This window comes from Sphingopyxis sp. MWB1 (assembly GCF_000763945.1).
Lineage (GTDB): Bacteria > Pseudomonadota > Alphaproteobacteria > Sphingomonadales > Sphingomonadaceae > Sphingopyxis.
The window spans coordinates 211,424-230,396 of the sequence record NZ_JQFJ01000002.1; the positions used below are offsets into that span (position 1 = coordinate 211,424).

Annotated in this window: 15 protein-coding genes; 8 read left to right on the forward strand and 7 right to left on the reverse strand. The window is 61.8% G+C overall.

Annotation, left to right across the window (positions count from 1 at the left end; all coding sequences use genetic code 11):
- Nucleotides 1-36: 36 nt before the first annotated feature.
- Nucleotides 37-378: a UrcA family protein gene (locus JV18_RS0101790; RefSeq protein ID WP_033073184.1), complete on the forward strand. Its 342-nt coding sequence runs from the start codon at nt 37-39 to the stop codon at nt 376-378.
- A 48-nt stretch (nt 379-426) separates the two neighbouring features.
- On the opposite strand, the gene JV18_RS0101795 is transcribed toward JV18_RS0101790, so the two are convergent.
- The 5 genes from JV18_RS0101795 to ypfJ form a co-directional block, all read right to left on the reverse strand.
- Nucleotides 427-1,161 (reverse strand): LytR/AlgR family response regulator transcription factor, encoded by a 735-nt coding sequence (locus JV18_RS0101795; RefSeq protein ID WP_033074819.1) that lies wholly within the window; start codon nt 1,159-1,161, stop codon nt 427-429.
- A gap of 2 nt (nt 1,162-1,163) precedes the next feature.
- Entirely contained in the window at nt 1,164-2,330 is a 1,167-nt protein-coding gene (locus tag JV18_RS0101800) for a sensor histidine kinase (RefSeq protein ID WP_235302723.1), read from the reverse strand.
- A 382-nt stretch (nt 2,331-2,712) separates the two neighbouring features.
- Nucleotides 2,713-5,493 carry a valine--tRNA ligase gene (locus tag JV18_RS0101805; protein ID WP_033073186.1) on the reverse strand — a complete coding sequence of 927 codons (2,781 nt, stop codon included), beginning with the start codon at nt 5,491-5,493 and terminating at the stop codon, nt 2,713-2,715.
- Nucleotides 5,494-5,754: 261 nt separating this feature from the next.
- On the reverse strand, nt 5,755-7,818 hold the full coding sequence (locus JV18_RS0101810) for a S9 family peptidase (protein WP_033073187.1): 2,064 nt from the start codon (nt 7,816-7,818) through the stop codon (nt 5,755-5,757).
- Between the two features lie 80 nt (nt 7,819-7,898).
- Entirely contained in the window at nt 7,899-8,810 is a 912-nt protein-coding gene (ypfJ, locus tag JV18_RS0101815; RefSeq protein WP_033073188.1) for a KPN_02809 family neutral zinc metallopeptidase, read from the reverse strand.
- A gap of 167 nt (nt 8,811-8,977) precedes the next feature.
- Between ypfJ and JV18_RS0101820 the strand changes: the two genes are divergently transcribed.
- From JV18_RS0101820 to JV18_RS0101845, 6 genes are all read left to right on the forward strand, one after another.
- Entirely contained in the window at nt 8,978-10,135 is a 1,158-nt protein-coding gene (locus JV18_RS0101820; protein WP_033073189.1) for a patatin-like phospholipase family protein, read from the forward strand.
- Nucleotides 10,136-10,163: 28 nt separating this feature from the next.
- On the forward strand, nt 10,164-10,949 hold the full coding sequence (locus JV18_RS0101825; RefSeq protein WP_033073190.1) for a 3-hydroxybutyrate dehydrogenase: 786 nt from the start codon (nt 10,164-10,166) through the stop codon (nt 10,947-10,949).
- Between the two features lie 100 nt (nt 10,950-11,049).
- Nucleotides 11,050-11,685, forward strand: a complete 636-nt coding sequence (locus JV18_RS0101830; protein WP_033074820.1) for a DUF4893 domain-containing protein — start codon at nt 11,050-11,052, stop codon at nt 11,683-11,685.
- A 13-nt stretch (nt 11,686-11,698) separates the two neighbouring features.
- Entirely contained in the window at nt 11,699-13,018 is a 1,320-nt protein-coding gene (locus tag JV18_RS0101835) for an amidohydrolase (RefSeq protein WP_033073191.1), read from the forward strand.
- A gap of 333 nt (nt 13,019-13,351) precedes the next feature.
- Complete coding sequence (locus tag JV18_RS15465; protein ID WP_200879062.1) at nt 13,352-13,525, forward strand: hypothetical protein; 174 nt, start codon at nt 13,352-13,354, stop codon at nt 13,523-13,525.
- A 107-nt stretch (nt 13,526-13,632) separates the two neighbouring features.
- Nucleotides 13,633-14,622: a TerC family protein gene (locus JV18_RS0101845; protein WP_033073193.1), complete on the forward strand. Its 990-nt coding sequence runs from the start codon at nt 13,633-13,635 to the stop codon at nt 14,620-14,622.
- Between the two features lie 54 nt (nt 14,623-14,676).
- Here the strand turns inward: JV18_RS0101845 and JV18_RS0101850 are convergent, their stop codons facing one another.
- Complete coding sequence (locus JV18_RS0101850) at nt 14,677-14,976, reverse strand: hypothetical protein (RefSeq protein WP_033073194.1); 300 nt, start codon at nt 14,974-14,976, stop codon at nt 14,677-14,679.
- 162 nt (nt 14,977-15,138) lie between these two features.
- Here JV18_RS0101850 and JV18_RS0101855 point away from each other — a divergent pair, with 162 nt between their 5' ends.
- Entirely contained in the window at nt 15,139-17,124 is a 1,986-nt protein-coding gene (locus JV18_RS0101855; protein WP_033073195.1) for a sulfatase-like hydrolase/transferase, read from the forward strand.
- Nucleotides 17,125-17,275: 151 nt separating this feature from the next.
- On the opposite strand, the gene JV18_RS0101860 is transcribed toward JV18_RS0101855, so the two are convergent.
- On the reverse strand, nt 17,276-18,868 hold the full coding sequence (locus JV18_RS0101860) for an isocitrate lyase (RefSeq protein WP_033074821.1): 1,593 nt from the start codon (nt 18,866-18,868) through the stop codon (nt 17,276-17,278).
- Between the last annotated feature and the right edge of the window lie 105 nt (nt 18,869-18,973).

An 18,973-nucleotide genomic window follows, 5' to 3' on the forward strand; every position in this document is an offset into this window, starting at 1 on the left:
GTTCTGTCTCGCATCATAAAAGAGAGGACTCCCCCCATGTTGAAACTGAAAACCATAATTGCCACGTCGTTATTGGCTGTCACAACGACCGTATCCGTCGCCGGCGCCCAAGAGACGGATCGGCGCACTGTCGAGGTTGCAGTGGCTGATCTTGACCTGTCTACGGCGGCTGGACAGGCGGTACTTGATCGGCGGATCGAATTGGCACTGCGTCAAGTCTGTGCCACGGACCCGCGCCCTGATCTGCGCCAGCAAGCCCAGGCTCAATCCTGCCGCGCCCAGGCGATGCGGGAAATTGAACCTCAATTGGCCAGCCTGACGGGTGGCGGCAACACCATGCTGGCGAAGCGTGAGCAAAATTACGTCGCCGCACGCTGAGCGCGGGCGATGCGTGTCAGGACCGGTAACAGCCGGCCAGGAAGGCGGTCATGCTCCGTGCATGATCGCTTTCACGTCGTGGAGATAGGTGCGACCGATACGATGGAGGCCACCATCACCCAGATCGACGCTCCATGCGCCATCGCCATGATGCTTGAGGCCGATGATGCCATCTTTTCGGACCATTTTTGAACGATGGATCCGCATGAAACGCGCCGGGTCCATGCGCGCTTCCAGCGATTTGATCGTTTGATGAATGAGCCAGCTGCGGGCGCCGACGTGGAGGCGCATATAGTCTCGCTCTGCTTCGATCAAATCGACTTGCGCGGCGTCGACGCGCAGCATTTCCCCGCGATTCTGAACCCAGAATTCCGTGATCCACTGGCTTTTGTTCGACACAGGCCGATCCGCCGCGCGCCATTCGCGCACGCGATTGAGTGCGCGCTCCAGCCGTTCCGGTGAAACGGGTTTCAAGAGATAATCGACGGCGGCGACATCGAAAGCCGCGACGGCATATTGATCGAAGGCGGTGACGAACACCACCGCGGGCGGATTATCTGCCTTTTCCAGCGCTGCTGCGACGTCCAGGCCGTTAAGATCCGGCATGGCGATATCACAGAGGAGGAGGTCGGGGGCGAGCGCCTCGACCATGCGAAGCGCCGAAGCGCCGTCGCTCGCCGTTCCGACGAGGGATATGCCATCCTGCTGCCCGGCCAGAATCTGCAAGCGCTCAATCGCCAGCGGCTCGTCGTCGACAATCAACGTTCGCAAGGTTTGTAACATGGTCAGCACCCGTCTCTATTGAGTGGCAACCATAGAGAAACGAAAAAGCCGCCCGTGTCCAGCTGTCCCCATTCGCATCCTGCGGACGGGCCATAGCGCGTGAGCAAGCGCTCGCGCACATTGCCGAGGCCGAGGCCGGTTCCGGCGGGCGGCGTGGGGGCATGGGCATCAATGTCATTTTCGATACGCAGCACGAGCATGCCATGTTCGGCGCGGGCGTCGAGGCGGATGCCGATCTTCCCCTTGCTGGGCCCGACGCCATATTTGATCGCATTTTCGATGATCGGCTGCAGGATCAGCACCGGGACGCAGGCATGACGCAGATCGGGCGGCATTTTCACCTCCACCTGCAGCCGGTCGGGGAAGCGCGCCTGTTCGATGTCGAGATAGAGCCGCTGGAGGGCGATTTCCTCTTCGAGACTGACCAGCTGTTCGGGGTCGATCGCAAGGCTGGAGCGCAAGAAGGAGGAGAGATTCATGATCATCGCCTCTGCCTCTGCCTTTGACCCGCGCAGCACAAGCGTCGAGAGCGAGTTGAGGGTGTTGAAGAGGAAATGCGGATTGACCTGATAATGGAGCGCGCGAAGCTGCGCGTTTTTTGCCTCCATGCGAAAGAGATTGGCGCGGCGTTCAACCGCGCGCATTTCATTGGCGTAACCGAGCGCGACATAGAGGGCGGCCCAGACGGCGAAGAAGAAATACCAGCGGATCGAGCTGTCGACGACGAGGACGGTTTCCCACGCGACAGGAAATTTCGCCTGCACCTCTTCGATGATACGGGTCGTGTCGGGGGCGGGAAACCAGTAGAAAAACACCATCAGGTTGATGCAGGCATAGATAATGACCAGCGGCACCGCCGCGCCCATGGCGACGCCGAGGCGGGCGCCGAAGCCCTGCGGCTGGACGCGCTGGACAAGCTGATAGAGGACGAAGGTGCACAAGATGCCCGCGACCACGACCAGCGCGCGGCGTCCGACATAGGCCCATTGATCGGGCGCGCCGGTGAGCAGCGCGAGGCCGGTGGTGGTGAGGAAATAGATGACCCACATGGCGAAGATGGAGCCGATGGCGACGCGCGGATTGACGCGCGCGTCCGAGGCGCGCCAGCCGGGCGCCGCCGCGAGCATTTTAGCGCGCTGTTCGCGCAGCGCGGCCTTGGCCAAACCCATATTCATTCTCCCCGTTTAAATGCCGCGACCGATGCTGACCAGAGCGCGCGGGGTCGCCAGTCGAAGGGGCGGGCCTTTTGGTCGAAAGGCCGTCGCTTTGTCGCTCGCCGGGCGGCGTTCGGCGCTGTGGTGCCGAAGCCGGTGGAATGGCGCCAATGTTTGCGAAAGTGCCACGCAGCGTAACATGGGCTTGGCGCATTTCTGTTTATATATGCGTTGTTTATGAGATGGTTAAATGAACTTGAGATGATCTCTTTGGTGGTTTCGGGCTTGTATGTCGGCGCATGGGGGCGGTGGACCCCGGCTTTCGCCGGGGTCCATGCAGTTCGTCGGAGGGGGACACGCGCCGGGAGGGGCACGCAGCGATAAGCGCCGGTTCCTGTCAGCTTAGCCGGGCGAGGGCCGCCGTCAGGCGGTCGGCTTCGGCGGCTTTGGCTTCATGGTCGGCGCGCGCTTTTTCGACCGCTTCGGGTTTGGCACGTTCGACGAAATTGGCGTTCGACAGGCGCGCGGCGAGGCTGTCGCGTTCCTTGGTCGCGGCAGCAAGCGCCTTGCTCAGGCGTTCGCGCTCGGCGGCGAGGTCGATGACACCTTCGAGCGGGACGGTGATGGTTTCGCCCTCGACCACCAGCTGCGCCGACGCTCCGGCGGGCGCGGGATCGAAGCTGATGCTGTCGAGCCGCGCGAGCCGGTCGAGCTGCGCAGCGAGCTTGTCGGCGCGATTTTTCAGCGTTTCGGGGAAATGGGCGGCAAGGCGCGCGCCGGGGGGGAGGCCGAGCTCGGCCTTGGCCCCGCGCAATTCGCCGACCAGCTTGATCAACCAGTTGATGTCGGCGCTGGCCTCGGCATCGCGCGTCGCCTGCGGTTCGGGCCATTTGGCGGTGATCAGCGGATAGGCGTCGCGCTCGCCAAGGCTCGCCCACAGCTCTTCAGTGATGAAGGGCATGAAGGGGTGGAGCATGACCAGAATCTGGTCGAGCACCCAGCCGGCGACGGCGCGGGTTTCGAGGGCCTCAGCCCCTTCAGCCTGTTCCGAAACCGGCCCACCCCCGACCCCTCCTGCAGGCGGGAGGGGGGAAAGAACGGGCTTGATCAGTTCCAGATACCAGTCGCAGAAACGGTCCCAGGCGAAGCTGTAAATGGCGTTGGCGGCCTCGTCGAAGCGGAAGGCGGCGAGCGCCTTGTCGAGCGCGGCGACGGTGTCGGCCACTTCGCCGATGATCCAGCGGTTGAGCGGCAGCGTTGCAGAGGGTGCGGCGAGGCTGGTCGAGGCCGAAATGCCATTGCTCTGGCAGAAACGGGTGGCGTTCCACAGCTTAGTCGCGAAATTGCGATAGCCTGCAAGGCGCGCCTCATCCATCTTGATATCGCGGCCCTGGCTTTCCATCGCGGCCATGAAAAAGCGCAGCGCATCGGCGCCATATTGGTCGATGAGACCAAGCGGATCGACGACATTGCCCTTTGATTTCGACATTTTAGAGCCGTCGGGCGCGCGGACAAGACCGTGGAGATAGAGGGTCTTCCACGGCGGGATGCCCTTGCCCTTTTCGTCGCGCATGAAATGCATCCCCTGCATCGCCATGCGCGCATCCCAGAAGAAGAGGATGTCGAAGCCGGAGATGAGGACGTCATTGGGGTAATGGCGGGCGAGCAAATCCTCCCCGGAACGGGGAGCATCTTGTGGCCAGCCAAGGGTGGCGAAGGGCCAGAGAGCGGAGGAGAACCAGGTGTCGAGGACGTCGGGGTCGCGAGTTAGTGCGACGCCTTCGCCTGCTTCCGCTTGCGCCTCTTCTTCGCTTTCAGCGACGAAAATGCGCCCGTCTTCGGCGTACCACGCCGGAATCCGGTGCCCCCACCAAAGCTGGCGGGAGACGCACCAGGGCTGGATATTTTCCATCCAGTTGAAGAAGGTTTTTTCCCATGTCTTGGGGACGATATTGATGTCGCCGTTGCGTACGGCCTGAAGCGGAGCCTGTGCGAGCTTTTCGGCGTCGACATACCATTGGTCGGTCAGCCAGGGCTCGATGACCACGCCGCCGCGGTCGCCAAAGGGGGTCTGGATGGTGCGGGGTTCGGCGTCATGTTCGTTGCCGTCCTTGTCGACATGCGGGATCAGGAAGCCGCCTTCTTTCATCCGCGCGACGACCAGTTCGCGCGCGCCGTCCGTGTCGCCGTGCTTGAAGCGGTGGAGGCCCAGAAACTCGTCCGGAATCAGGCCGTCAGCGGTCTGGATGACGTTGGCGTCGCCGTCGAGCATGTTGAGCATTTCGCTCGCCTTGAAACCGGCGCGTTTGCCAACTTCAAAGTCGTTGAAATCATGCCCCGGCGTGATCTTCACCGCGCCGCTGCCGAGCTCGGGGTCGGCATGTTCGTCGGCAATGATGGGGACGCGGCGCCCGGTGATGGGCAGTTCGACGAACTTGCCGATGACGCTTTTATAGCGATCATCATCGGGATGAACCGCGACCGCCATATCGGCAAGCATGGTTTCGGGACGGGTGGTCGCAACTTCGATATAGTCGCGGCCATCGTCGAGGGTCACGCCATCGGCGAGCGGATATTTAAAGTGCCAGAAGCTGCCCTGAACCTCGCGCGTTTCGACTTCGAGGTCCGAAATGGCGGTTTTGAGCGCCGGGTCCCAGTTTACGAGCCGCTTGTCGCGGTAGATGAGGCCCTGCTTGTGGAGATCGACAAAGACCTTCACCACCGCCTTGGTGAAATGCGGGTCCATGGTGAACTGCTCGCGCGACCAGTCCATCGAGCAGCCGAGGCGGCGAAGCTGGCCGGTGATTTGGCCGCCGCTTTCGGCCTTCCATTCCCATACCTTGTCGACGAACGCGTCGCGGGTGAAATGCACCCGCTTCTCACCCTTCGCTTCGAGCTGGCGCTCGACGACCATCTGGGTGGCGATGCCTGCATGGTCGGTGCCGACGACCCACAGCGCATCCTTGCCGCGCAGCCGTTCGTAGCGGACGAGAACATCCTGCAATGTATTGTCGAGCGCATGGCCGATATGCAGCGCGCCGGTGACATTGGGCGGCGGGTTGACGATGGTGAAAGGCTGCGCGTCGGGGCGGTGCGGGCGGAACAGGCCGCGGCTTTCCCAGATATGGGCCCATTTCGCCTCGATGGAGGCGGGGTCGAAGGTTTTTTCCATTGGCATAGCGGGCGCGCTTTGCCAGCCACGCTGCGGCGCGGCAAGGGGGAATGGTCGTCGTGCGCGTTCCGTTCGTGTCGAGCCCTTCGACTGCCTTGGCAGGCGCTCGGGATGAACTTGGGCCTTTAGCCGAAGTCGAGACACCGCGAAGGCAAGCGCCAATGATGGGCATCTCGACTTCGCTCGATGCGAACGGGGCGGCGGCGGCGGCGCGGTCGTGGAACCCGGATCAAGTCCGGGTGGCGAGTGCAGCGGGGGGGGGGGCGGTTATTTCTTCAGATGTGCGCCCAGCCAGTCGAAGACGGTGCGATACCATTGGACGCTGTTCTTGCCCTTGAGCACCCAGTGATTTTCATCGGGGTAGATGAGCAATTCGCCCTTGATACCCTGCCGCTGGAGCGCGGTGAAGGCAGCGAGGCTTTGGGTGTAGGGGATGCGGAAATCCTTTTCGCCGTGGATCAGCAGCATCGGCGTTTTCCAGTTGGTCACATGATTGACGGGATTCCATTTTTCCGCGTCGCTGCGTTCCCACCAGGGGCCGCCATGATCCCATTCGTCGAACCACAATTCCTCGGTTTCGAAGGCCATGGCGCGCAGGTCGAAGACGCCGGCATGATTGACGAGGCATTTGAAGCCGTCGGGCCAATTGCCCGCAATCCAGTTCATCATATAGCCGCCATAGGAGCCGCCGAGCGCGCAGGCATTGTGGATGTCGATGCCCGGATCCTGCTTGCCCGCGGCGGCAAGACCTAGTTTGAGGTCGACGAGCGGTTTGCCGCCCCAATCCTTGTTGATGCTGTCGGTGAAGGCCTGCCCATAGCCCGTCGAGCCGTGAAAATCGATCATCACTGCGGCATAGCCGGGGGCGGAGAAGAGGCGCGGGTTCCAGCGGGTGGACCAGCTGTTGCCAAAGCTGCCCTGCGGGCCGCCATGAACGAGGAAGGCGACGGGGAGCTTGCCTATCGCCTTGGCAGGCTTGACGATCTGGCCCCAGACCTTGTCGCCATTGGCGCCGGAAAACTGCAGCCGCTCGACGGTGACCGGGTCGATCTCGGCCAGCCGGTCGCGGTTGGCGTTAGTCAGGCGCGTGATCTGCCCTTTGGCATCGCGCAGCCAGAGGTCGGTGGGGACCGATACACTGTTGCGTGAATAGAGAAGGGCGCCATCGGGAAGCGCGGTAACCGCGCCGATATTGCCTTCCCATTTTTCGTTCGTCGCCTTGATCCGTTCGACCTTGCCGCTGGCAACATCGACGCGGAACATCGGATGATCGAGCACATCCTGCGCGGTGACATAAAGGGATTTGCCGTCGGGGGCCCAGGCGATCGAGCCGACCGAACGGTCCCAGCCTTCGGTGAGCTTGCGCGTTTCGCCGCTTTCGAGATTGCGGAGCATCAGGACGAGGCGGTCGGCCTCGTAAGTGGGACGCGCCATTGCGGCATAGGCAAGCCATTTGCCGTCGGGCGACGGGGTGGGCAGCGTGTCGGTCGCCTTGTTCGCCTCGGTCAGATTGACTGGCGGCATGCGCGCATCGACGAGGGTGCGATAAATGTCGAGATTGGTCGAGCGCGGCTCATCCTTGTCGGCCTTGCGCAGCGTGAAATAGATGGTGCGGCTGTCGGGGCCCCACGCCAGCTCCTCGCCGCCGCCAAAGGGTTTGGACGGGGTGTCGCCGATCAGCCCGGCGTCGAGCGGGCGCGCGACGCCAGCCTTGCCCTTATCAAGGTTGAAGACGAAGGGGCGGCTGTAGGTGCCGGGCGTTTCCCAGCTGTCCCAATGGCGAACAAAGCCCGCGCCATCTTTGTAATGGCGGCCCGTGCCGGGGCCGGGGAGTTCGCCCTTGTCCTTTGCTTCGCAGCCGAAATCGGTGCATTCGCGGGGGATGTCGCCCCAGGCAAGGAGGCGCTTGCCATCGGGCGAAATCTTGAAGCCGCTGACATCGGCCTTTGTGTCGGTGACCTGTGCCGGGGCGCCGCCCTTGGCGGGGTCGATGCGCCAGACCTGGCTGCTGCCCGAGGCGCCCGAAAGGAAATAAAGCTGTCCATCGGGGCCAAAGGCGGGGTCGCTTTCGCTGTGGCCGGGCATGTCGGCGATGCGGACCGGGGCTGCCTTTGCCGTCTTGCGGTCGATGAGCCAGAGGCCGGTCGAGCGCTTGTAATCCTCGCCCGTCGTTTCGGTCATCGGATAGGCGATCCAGCGCCCGTCGGCTGAGGCGGCGGGGGCACCGACGCGGTTCATCGTCGCAAGATCTTCCGCCGTCATCGGGCGGGCCTGAACGGAAAGGGGGAGGGCGGTGAGCGCAGCGGCGCTGAGCATGAGAAGGTTACGCATGCAACAACTCTCTACCGCGCCTCCGGCCATGATCAAGCCCGGAAGGCGCGGCGGGCGCCTTTTCTTCGCCCGTTCAGGCGTTAAATCTGAGCCTCGAAAGCATTGCACTGGCGCGGATCGCCGGTTTCGAGCCCGCGGCGCAGCCAGGTCATGCGCTGCTGGCTGGTGCCATGGGTGAAGCTTTCGGGGACGGGGCGGCGCCCGGCGGAGCGCATCAGCGTATCGTCGCCAATGGCGTTGGCGGCGCGCATCGCTTCTTCCATATCGCCCGGCTCCATCACCGGCTGGCCCGCGCTGTTGCGCGCGCGAGCGGCCCAGACGCCGGCGTAGCAGTCGGCCTGCAATTCCATGCGGACCTGCAGCGCATTGCCCTCGGCCTGCGAAGCGCGGCCTTGCGCGCGGCGGACCTGATCCGAAATGCCGCTGATCGTCTGGATATGGTGGCCGACCTCATGCGCGACGACATAGGCCTGCGCCGCATCGCCCGCTGCGCCGAATTTGGTTTCCAGTTCGCGGAAGAAACTGGTGTCCAGATAGACGCCCTGATCGGCGGGGCAGTAGAAGGGGCCCATTGCCGCCTGCGCCGCGCCGCAGTCTGAGCTGTTCTGTTTGTCGAAGAAATTGAGCGTTGGTTTCTCATAGCCGCTGATCAGCGATTCCCAGACTTGATGGGTCGAGCCGAAGACATTGCAGGCAAAGCGTTCGGCCTGAGTGTCGCAGGGGACGCCCTGTGCGCTTTGGCTGTTGCCCGCCGGGGCGACGCTGCCGCCGCCGAGGCTGAGCATTTGCGAGCCGGGGCCAAGGAGAAAGAAAGCCGCCGCGCCGAGGAGCAGGATCGTCCCGCAGCCCATTTTTCGCCCGAGAAGCATGGGAAGAAAGGCGAAGAGGATGTTGCCCAGGCCGCCGCCGCCGCCGAAACCGCCAAAGCCTCCCCCGCCGCCGCGCCCGAGGTCGCGAATATCGTCGCCGGGATCATAATCGTCGAGGCGCATCCTGTTTCTCCAAAGCTCAGGGTCAGGACCCTATGGGGCGAAGACCCCATCTTTTGACAGTCGCATGCAATTATTGAAAGAGGCTTTACTCGCTTCGCACCTTGCAAAAAACTTTGCTGCGGTGCACAATTCCTGTTCCTTTCGTCCCCTGGTGAAGGATCACACCCATGCCACGACGCACGACGAAAGCCGCGCTGCCACTGCCCGATCTGGTCGTGCTGGTGTTGCAAGGCGGCGGCGCGCTCGGATCCTATCAGGCGGGGGTTTATGAGGCGTTGATCGAATTGGGCATTGAGCTCGATTGGGTCGCGGGCATTTCCATCGGCGCGGTGAATGCGGCGATTATCGCGGGCAATGACCGCGAAAGCGCGCCCGCGAAGCTGCGCGAATTCTGGAACGAGATATCATCGGCGCTGCCCGCGTTGCCGACGGTCGACAATGACCTGATCCGCGAATGGACGCATCTGGGGGCGGCCGCCCATGTCGCAACCTTTGGCGTGCCGGGCTTTTTCATTCCGCGATGGCCGCCGCCTGCATTTGCGGCGCGGCAGACGCCGGCGGCGGTGAGCCTTTATGATACAGCGCCTTTGGCCGCCACCTTGGACCGGCTGGTCGATTGGGACCGGCTCAACAACGGCGCGATGCGGCTGTCGGTCGGTGCGGTCGCGGTCGAAACGGGGAATTTCCGCTATTTCGATACGAAAAAGGAGCGGATTGACGCGCGGCATATCATGGCGTCAGGGGCCTTGCCGCCCGGATTGCCCCCGGTCGAGATCGACGGCCACTGGTATTGGGACGGCGGGCTGGTCTCGAATACGCCGCTGGAACATGTGGTGGCCGCGGCGGATCGCGACATGCTCGCCTTTCAGGTCGACCTGTTCCCGGCGCGCGGGGCGCGGCCGCATGATCTGGAAGAGGCCTGGTCGCGCGAGAAGGATATTCGCTATTCCAGCCGGACGCGGCGCATATCCGACGGGCTGGTGCGGCGACGCAAGGAACATCGGCTGATCACCCGCCTGCTCGACAAGCTGCCCGGTGATCTGGCCGAGAGCATGGAAGCGAAGGCTGTGCGCAAAATGGTCGATGCCCAGGCACTGAATGTCGTGCAGCTGATCCATGAGCCGACCATATGGCAGACCGGCGCGCGCGATTTCGAATTTTCCCGTTCGACGGTCGAGGTGAACTGGGCGCAGGGACGCGCGGCGGTCGAGGCGGCAATGAAGGACGGGCAATTGCTGGCCCAGAGCATCGCCGAGGGCCGTTCGGAAAGTTTTGCCGTGCATTCCGATGCGCTGCACGCCAAGGCTGATGAGGAGTCAGCCTGAAAATCCCCCATGGGCGAAAGGATAAAAGATGTTTCTCAAGGGAAAAACCGCGCTTGTTACCGGGTCGACGTCGGGCATCGGGCTGGGGCTGGCCAAGGCGTTTGCCGCCGAAGGCGCGCAGGTGATCATCAATGGTTTCGGCGAAGCGGACGCGATCGAGAAGGAGCGCCAGGCGCTGGAAGAATTGAGCGGAGCGAAGGCGATCTATGACAGCGCCGATCTGACCAAGGCCGAGGCGATTGCTGACATGTTTTTGCGCGCCGAGGCCGATTTTGGCGGGGTGGACATATTGGTCAATAATGCCGGCACGCAATTTGTGTCGCCGATCGAGGATTTTCCGCCCGAGAAATGGGACCTGATCCTGTCGCTCAATTTGACCTCGGCCTTTCATACCATTCGCCATGCGGTTCCGACGATGCGGAAAAAGGGCTGGGGGCGGATCATCGGCACAGCATCGGCGCATTCGCTCGTCGCCTCGCCGTTCAAATCGGCCTATGTCGCGGCCAAGCACGGGCTTGCGGGGCTGACGAAAACGGTCGCGCTGGAAGTGGCCGATGCCGGGATCACCGTCAATTGCATCAGCCCCGGTTATGTCTGGACGCCGCTGGTGGAAAATCAGATTCCGGACACGATGAAGGCGCGCGGGATGACGCGCGAACAGGTGATCGACGATGTGCTGCTCGCCAGCCAGCCGACCAAGGAATTTGTCACCGTCGAACAGGTCGCAGCGCTGGCCACTTTTCTTTGTCGCGACGAGGCGGCGAATATCACCGGCGCCAATTTGAGCGTCGATGGCGGGTGGACCGCACATTAAAAGCTGTTTTGCAGCGCCGCCATTTCCTTGGCGTTGCCCTTGAGCATTGCCCCACCCACCTTTATGGTTAATGGCGAATGAAGGGATTGGGGGCAATGCAATGAAGTTCGGTAAGACATTGATATTGGCGGCAGGGCTGCTGCTGGCGGGGTGCGAGACCGTACCGTCCATACCCGCCTCTGCAGCGGACGAAGCGCCCCCGGGAAGCTGGCGCGCGACGGCGACCGACGCTGACAAGGCGCGCATAAGGGGCTGGTATCGAAGCTGGCAGGCGGCGCTCGCCGATGCGCGGGCCAAAGGGCATGGCGCGGAGATTGCGGCGGAAGGGGTGTTGTTGCAGCCGTTAGCTGCGCTTCCCGGCCCCGAATTGCCCGCGGGCGATTATCTTTGCCGCACCATCAAGGTCGGAGCCAAGGGGCGCAGCGCGCTGGGCTATATCGCCTATGACTGGTTCCGTTGCCGCGTGACGGCAAAGCAGCTGGTTTCCAGCCTGACGAAATTGTCCGGGTCGCAGAGGCCGGTCGGGACGGTGTTTCCGGACAATCTCAAGCGCCAGATTTTCCTCGGCACGCTGGAACTGGGCGACGAGACGATTCCGCTCAATTATGGCAGCGACCGGATGCGCGATATGGCCGGGCTGATCGAACGGGTAGGCGACAATCGCTGGCGGCTCGTGCTACCCGCACCGGCCTATGAGTCCCTGCTTGATGTAATCGAGCTGGTGCCAGCGGGTTGAAGTGAAGGAAAAGATGATGCGGTTTTTGTGGATTGGTGGAGCGGCGATTGCCCTGGCGCAGGCATCCGTCGCGGCGCAGGGCATTGACGAACAGGTCAAAAGTCAGATGCCGTCATTGATGAAGATTTATGACGATCTTCACGCCAATCCCGAACTCAGCTTTATGGAAGTGCGGTCGGCAGGCATATTGGCCGCGGAGGCCCGCAAATTGGGCTTTAACGTCACCGAGAAAGTCGGCGGCACCGGGGTCGTCGCGGTGATGAAAAATGGCGCTGGCCCCGTGGTGATGGTGCGCGCCGATATGGACGGCCTGCCGGTGACCGAGCAGACCGGCCTGCCCATCGCGTCGAAAGTACGGGTTACGACCGATGAGGGGGTGGAAACCGGCGTGATGCATGCTTGCGGGCATGACACGCATATGACCGCGTGGGTCGGCGTGGCGCGGCTGATGGCGGCGAACAAGGATAAATGGTCGGGGACGCTGGTGATGATCGGCCAACCCGCCGAAGAGCGCGGTGCGGGCGCGCGGATGATGTTGGAAGACGGACTGTATGAGCGTTTTCCCAAGCCCGAATATGTGCTCGCCTTTCACGATGCGGCGCAATTTCCGGCCGGGATGATTGGCTATACCCCGGGCTATGCGCTCGCCAATGTTGACAGCGTCGATATCAGCGTGAAGGGCGTGGGCGGGCATGGCGCTTATCCGCAGACCGCGAAGGACCCGATCGTGCTGGCCAGCCGTATTGTTGGTTCGCTGCAGACGCTGGTGTCGCGCGAGATCAGCCCGCTCGACAGCGCGGTGGTGACCGTGGGAAGTTTCCACGCGGGCGCGAAGCATAATATCATCTCGGACGAGGCGCGGCTCCAACTGACGGTGCGCAGTTATACCGACGAGGTGCGCGACCATTTGCTCGACGGGATTGCCCGCATTGCGAAGGGTGAGGCAATTGCCGCGGGAATGCCCGAAGACAAGATGCCGGTCGTCACGATCGACCGCAATCAATATACGCCCGCCACCTATAACAGCCCTGAATTTACAGAAGAGATGGCAGGCTATCTCAAAGGGCGTTTTGGCGATCAACGCGTGGTTAAGCTGCCGCCGGTGATGGGTGGCGAGGATTTCGGGCGCTTTGGCCGCGAAGACAAGGATATCAAAAGCTTGATCATCTGGGTCGGCGGCGTTCCGCACGATGAAGTTGAAGCGGCGAAGAAGGAAGGCCGCCCTTTGCCCAGCCTCCATTCGCCTTTCTGGGCGCCCGATGCCAATGCGGTGGTTTCGACCGCCACCGAAGCACTGGCAGGGATGACGCTTAAGCTGATGGTGAAAAACTGATCGCCGCCGCATAGGGCACCGGAAACAGTTAGGCGGGGGGCAGGATGCCTTTTTTGCGCCGCCTCCTGCGACAGGGCGGAAGCGGAAAATTCGGTTTCGATGACTTCCTTTCAGTGTGATGATTTCCGCCTCTTGAAAGTCGGAGGGCGGCACCCTAAATGCGCCAAGTGCGGGCCGGGCCCCTCTGGCGTGGGCGGGTTATTATCCGTCTGTGTGATGTCGGACCGCATCGGGTGACACCGATGCATGGCGGCCGACCTCTCCCCCCTGATGGGCCCCGGCATCGGCGTCACCTGTTTCTTGAGCATGCTCAAAACAGGAGGCCCTATGTCCTTGAATAGCAAAATTTATCGTTTGACCGAATGGCATCGCCGTATCGATGAAGCCCTGCGGCGCGAAATGCGGCGGCGCGGCGCCGATCCGCTGCGCCTGCTGCGGCTGCGCCATTTGAAGCAGCGGGTGAAAGAACGGCTTCACCGCTCGATGCGTTCGCCCGCCTTTGGGTGAGCGCAGGGCCGCTGGCGACGTTTTGCGGCCGGTTTCACCCCCAACATTCAACTCACTACGTCCCTGCCGCCTGAGGCGGGGCGTGTCTTGTAACGGGATCTGATCCTATGGAATTTCTGTTTACCGACTGGCTCGGGACCCCTGCCTGGTTCTGGCTGGTCTTCCTGATATTGGTTGCCGGGCTGACCGCCTTTGACCTTGGTTTCCTGAACAAGGAAAACAAGGAGATGGGGATAGGCGAGAGTTTGAAGCTTTCCGCCCTTTATATCGGCATTGCGCTCGCCTTTGGCGCGTGGATCTGGGCCGAGAAGGGCGGGGAGGCCGGGCTTCAATATTATACCGGCTTCTTCATCGAAAAAGCGCTGTCGATCGACAATATCTTCGTCATTTCGCTTATTTTCGCGACTTTTGCCATTCCGCCGCGCTTTCAATATCGCGCCCTGCTGTGGGGCATTATCGCGGTGATCGTGCTGCGCGGGCTGATGATCGCAGGCGGCGTGGCGCTGGTCAGCGAATATGGCTGGGTGCTCTATATTTTCGCGGCCTTCCTGATCTTTACCGGGATCAAGATGCTGTTCGCCGATGAAAAGCCGATGGATGTCGCGGGCAATCCGGTGGTCAAATGGCTGTCACGCCATATTCCGATCACGTCGGAGCTTCATGGCGAGAAATTCTTTGTCCGCGTGGCCGATGCGCGGACGGGGAAGATCGCACTGGCGGCGACCCCGCTGTTCCTCGCGCTGGTCGTGATCAATCTCGCCGACCTGGTGTTCGCGGTCGATAGCGTGCCCGCCATTTTGGCGATCACTACCGACAGCTTCATCGTCTATACGTCGAATATAATGGCGATATTGGGCCTGCGCGCGCTTTATTTCGCGCTGGCGGCGATGGTGCATCGCTTCCATTATCTCAAATATGCGCTGGCGCTGGTGCTGGTGTTTATCGGATCCAAGATTTTCATCGCCGATTTTGTGCTGGGCGGCGGCAAATTCCCGCCGTGGATCAGCCTGGGCGTGACCTTTGGCCTGATCGCGGGCGGTATTATCTGGTCGCTGGCGAGCACGAGCAAGGAAGAGGGCGCACGCAGCGACGCCTGATTCGACAAACAAAGGGCCTCGCCCCCGCGTATCGCGGGGCGGGGCCCTTTCCGCTTATACGGCGAGGAGGAGAATATCCTTGTCGCTGGGCGCGCCCGGCTGGAAATCAGGAAGAGGGTCAAAGCCTTCTTCCTTCACCATGGTTTCGCCGAGTCCGTCGAGTTTGAAATGGCCGAGGCGCCGTTCCTCTTCGGATCGGAAATTCTTGCCGAGATTGAGCGCGCTGACGAACAGCGCACCATGCCGTTCGAACATCTGGTGCGGGGCCAGCGCCATTTCCTGCCCATTATAATGGGTGGAGACGATCCGCCTCCGGGCAATGGCTTCCATTAATTTCAGTCGCGTGTCGTTCATCGATCCGGGAGGCTTTAGGTGAATTTGGTTTTGTTGTGCGGTGCATCATAAACATGAGAGGGAGGGCATGGCAAGGGCGGCCTTTTGGTCGCTCCATGGATAAGAAGCCCGCAATTTTCGCATTTAATGGCCAATTAACTGTCGTCCTTTTATGACAAAGACATGACAAAGGGTGAGGGACGGGACCTGGCGACGCTGGCATTTGCCGCGATCGCGACGCTGATGCTCGAGCTGGCGCTCGTGGAGCGCAAATTCGCCATCTTTGGCGGAGGATATGGGCAATCGCATATATTGGACACGCCCATGGAAATCGGCTTGTTCCTTCTGGGAGCCCTGTTGGCCCACGGGCTGTTGTTCGGCCTTTTCTATATGCTGCTGCGCTGGCTGCATGGGCGCGAGCATGACCGGATGGTTTTCCGTTTCAATATGCTCTTTTTTGGCGTGGCGGCCTTTGCGGCGGCGCTGATCGCGAAATTCCAGCTTTTATCCTATTTCAGCGATGCGGTGAGTTTCCAGCTTATCCGCAATCTGGGCGGCGGCAGCCTGCTCGATGCGTTCCTGTTCGCGCTCAGCGAAAGCGCGTTGATGCTGATCGGCATAGCGGGAGCGCTGATCCTCTATGCGATAATCTTGCGCTGGTTGCGGCGCCGCAAGGGACATGCGGTGAAGCCGCGCGGAGCGTGGCGGGGATGGTGGATTGCGATATCGGCTGTGCTGCTGGTGCCGGTGGCGGTGGTCGCAAAAGGCATGCCCGATGTTCGCTATGGGCTCGACCGTATGGTGGGATTTGGGCTGGCGAACAAGGTGCTGGCCGACGTCACCGATTTCGACCGCGACGGTTATGGCTGGTTTTCGCCGCAGGTGGACCGGCATCCGTTTGACGCGTCGCGCCACCCGCTGGCGCTCGATATACCCGATAATGGCGTCGATGAAGACGGATTTGGTGGCGATTTGCGCTTTACTGGCGCGGATCCGAAGATTTCCGCACCGCAATTGCCGCCGCGGCCCAAACATCTGGTCGTGATCGTCATGGAAAGCACACGCGCCGACCTGCTCACCAAGCGGGTGAATGGAAAGGCGGTGGCGCCCAACGTCGCGGCTTTGGCGCGCGCGGGCAGCGCGTTTCCCTATGCCTATAGCCATGTCGGTTTTACCACTGCGTCGCTGAAAAGCCTGTTTTCGGGGGCGCTCGATCCGCGCGTGGGCGATGGGTCCCTGTTCAGCGACCTGAAGGCCAATGGCTATCGCATCGGGGTTTTTTCAGGCCAGCCCGAAAGCTTTGGTGATATTTCGGCGGTTGTCGGAATGCAAAAGGCTGCGGACGTCTATGTCGATGCCGAAACGCTGGAGCATGAGCGGGCATTCAGCTTTGCCGCCAAGGGATCGTTGCTGGTCGATGAGCGCAAGATACTGCGCGAGTTCGAGAAGCGCATGGGCGATGCGGCGCAATGGAAAAAGCCGCATTTCGTCTATTTCAACTTCCAGTCGGCGCATTTCCCCTATCATCATCGCGATGTTCCCGACCTGTTAGGCGTCAAGCCGTTGCCGCGCGGCCAGATCAAGGCCGCCAATGCGCGGCGGGTGCAGGACACTTATTGGAATGCGGTCGCCTATGCCGATGCACAGGTGGGAGCGGTGATCGCGCGGCTGAAGGCGCTGGGTGTCTGGGACGATACGGTGCTGATGGTCACGGGCGATCATGGCGAGGCTTTGTTCGAAAACGGCTTTCTGGGGCATGGCCATGTGATCGAACCGACCCAGACGCATATCCCCTTTGTGATCAATGTTCCGGGACTGGCGAGCGATGCGCCGCTGGGCTTGAAAGATATGCGTGCGGTGCTGCTTCAAGCCTTGGGCGGCGCGCCCGCGCCCGAGCGGAAGGCGCCGGTGTTTCAGCATATCGGGTCGGTCGATACGCCCGCCGCCATCGGCATGGTCGAGCCGGGCGGGAAGTTCACCACCATGATTTTTGCGACCGAAGAGGTCTGGTTTTCCGACCGCGACCGCCGGGCGCGCTATGATGATTTGAAGGGCGCGGACAAGGCGCGGGCCGACCGGCTGATCAGCGAATGGGGGCGGCAGCGCTGGATGCGGCATCTGGCGGATGAGAAAGCGGCGGCGCCGACATCCACGCCAGCCTCCCGATAAAAAATGCCCGCCGAAGGTCATCAGGACCTTCGACGGGCAGGCTTTCCTCCCCAGGAAAGTTCGGGAGGCGCGGGGTTGCAACGAACACCCCGCGCCACAAGCTCGGGTTCCTTAAAGGCCGGAGAGGGGGTGAGCCTCTCCGGCTGCGGTGTCAGGCCGCAAACTGGTTCATCGTATTGTCCTTGCCGGCGGCTTTCAGCGCGGCTTCGCCGGCGAAATATTCCTTGTGATCGTCACCGATGTCGCTGCCCGACATATTCTGGTGCTTCACACAGGCGATGCCCTGGCGGATTTCCGCGCGCTGGACGTTCTTGACATAGCCCAGCATCGCTTCGTCGCCGAAATATTCCTTCGCCAGATTGTCGGTCGACAAGGCGGCGGTGTGATAGGTCGGCAGGGTGATGAGATGGTGGAAAATGCCTGCCCGCTTCGCCGCGTCGCGCTGGAAGCTGCGGATGCGGTTGTCGGCTTCGACCGCCAGCTCGCTACCGTCATAATCGACGCTCATCAGCTTGGCGCGGTCATAGGCGCTGACGTCCTTGCCTTCCTGTTCCCAGGCGTCGAACACCTGCTGGCGGAAGTTCAACGTCCAGTTGAAGCTGGGCGAATTATTATAGGCGAGCTTCGCATTGGGGACGACTTCGCGGATGCGGTCGACCATGCCGGCAATCTGTTCGATATGCGGTTTTTCGGTCTCGATCCAGATAAGGTCGGCGCCATTCTGCAGCGAGGTGATGCAGTCGAGCACGCAGCGATCCTCGCCGGTTCCGGGGCGGAACTGATAGAGGTTTGAGGGCAGGCGCTTGGGGCGCATCAGCTTGCCGTCGCGGTTGATGAGGACGTCGCCGGGGTTGCCCGCGCCGTCCACCTCTTCGCAATCGAGAAAGCTGTTATACTGGTCGCCAAGGTCGCCCGGTTCGCGGGTGAAGGCGATCTGCTTGGTGAGGCCCGCGCCGAGGCTGTCGGTGCGTGCGACGATGATGCCGTCCTCGACCCCCATTTCCATGAAGGCATAGCGGATCGCGCGGATTTTCTGGAGGAAATCCTCGTGCGGCACGGTGACCTTGCCGTCCTGGTGGCCGCATTGCTTTTCATCCGACACCTGATTTTCGATCTGCAGCGCGCAGGCGCCAGCCTCGATCATCTTCTTGGCCAGCAGATAGGTCGCCTCGGCATTGCCGAAGCCCGCGTCGATGTCGGCGATGATCGGGACGACATGGGTTTCGTGATTGTCGATCGCATGCTGGATCTGCTTTGCCTTGACCTCGTCGCCAGCGGCGCGGGCGGCGTCGAGGTCGCGGAACAGGCCGCCGAGCTCGCGGGCGTCGGCCTGGCGCAGGAAGGTGTAGATTTCCTCGATCAGCGCGGGAACGCTGGTCTTTTCGTGCATCGATTGGTCGGGAAGCGGGCCGAATTCGCTACGCAGCGCGGCAATCATCCAGCCGGAGAGGTAGATGTAGCGCTGTTTGGTGGTCCCGAAATGTTTCTTGATCGCGATCATCTTTTGCTGCGCGATAAAGCCGTGCCAGCAGCCCAGCGACTGGGTGTAGTTGGCGGGATCGGCGTCATAGGCGGCCATGTCGGCGCGCATGATGCGGGCGGTGTAGCGAGCGATATCGACACCGGTCTTGAAGCGGTTCTGGGCGCGCATACGGGCGACATTTTCGGCGGCAATCGCATCCCAGCGACCATCCTGATCGCGGATGAGTCGGCCAGCCTGTGCCATGTCTTCGGTGTAGCTCATCATCTTCGTCCTTGGCTGCGCCCCTGGGCATTGGCCTTTGGGGCTTGGGATGAGCCGAAGTTGGCGCAACGGGCGTGGAAAGTGAAAAGCTTTGTCAATCTTTCT

What these genes read in the sequence shown, in the direction of transcription:
- JV18_RS0101790 (WP_033073184.1), top strand. Translation starts at nt 37, where the DNA reads ATGTTGAAACTGAAAACCATAATTGCCACGTCGTTATTGGCTGTCACA.
- JV18_RS0101795 (WP_033074819.1), bottom strand. Translation starts at nt 1,161, where the DNA reads ATGTTACAAACCTTGCGAACGTTGATTGTCGACGACGAGCCGCTGGCG.
- JV18_RS0101800 (WP_235302723.1), bottom strand. Translation starts at nt 2,330, where the DNA reads ATGGGTTTGGCCAAGGCCGCGCTGCGCGAACAGCGCGCTAAAATGCTC.
- JV18_RS0101805 (WP_033073186.1), bottom strand. Translation starts at nt 5,493, where the DNA reads ATGCCAATGGAAAAAACCTTCGACCCCGCCTCCATCGAGGCGAAATGG.
- JV18_RS0101810 (WP_033073187.1), bottom strand. Translation starts at nt 7,818, where the DNA reads ATGCGTAACCTTCTCATGCTCAGCGCCGCTGCGCTCACCGCCCTCCCC.
- ypfJ (WP_033073188.1), bottom strand. Translation starts at nt 8,810, where the DNA reads ATGCGCCTCGACGATTATGATCCCGGCGACGATATTCGCGACCTCGGG.
- JV18_RS0101820 (WP_033073189.1), top strand. Translation starts at nt 8,978, where the DNA reads ATGCCACGACGCACGACGAAAGCCGCGCTGCCACTGCCCGATCTGGTC.
- JV18_RS0101825 (WP_033073190.1), top strand. Translation starts at nt 10,164, where the DNA reads ATGTTTCTCAAGGGAAAAACCGCGCTTGTTACCGGGTCGACGTCGGGC.
- JV18_RS0101830 (WP_033074820.1), top strand. Translation starts at nt 11,050, where the DNA reads ATGAAGTTCGGTAAGACATTGATATTGGCGGCAGGGCTGCTGCTGGCG.
- JV18_RS0101835 (WP_033073191.1), top strand. Translation starts at nt 11,699, where the DNA reads ATGATGCGGTTTTTGTGGATTGGTGGAGCGGCGATTGCCCTGGCGCAG.
- JV18_RS0101845 (WP_033073193.1), top strand. Translation starts at nt 13,633, where the DNA reads ATGGAATTTCTGTTTACCGACTGGCTCGGGACCCCTGCCTGGTTCTGG.
- JV18_RS0101850 (WP_033073194.1), bottom strand. Translation starts at nt 14,976, where the DNA reads ATGAACGACACGCGACTGAAATTAATGGAAGCCATTGCCCGGAGGCGG.
- JV18_RS0101855 (WP_033073195.1), top strand. Translation starts at nt 15,139, where the DNA reads ATGACAAAGGGTGAGGGACGGGACCTGGCGACGCTGGCATTTGCCGCG.
- JV18_RS0101860 (WP_033074821.1), bottom strand. Translation starts at nt 18,868, where the DNA reads ATGAGCTACACCGAAGACATGGCACAGGCTGGCCGACTCATCCGCGAT.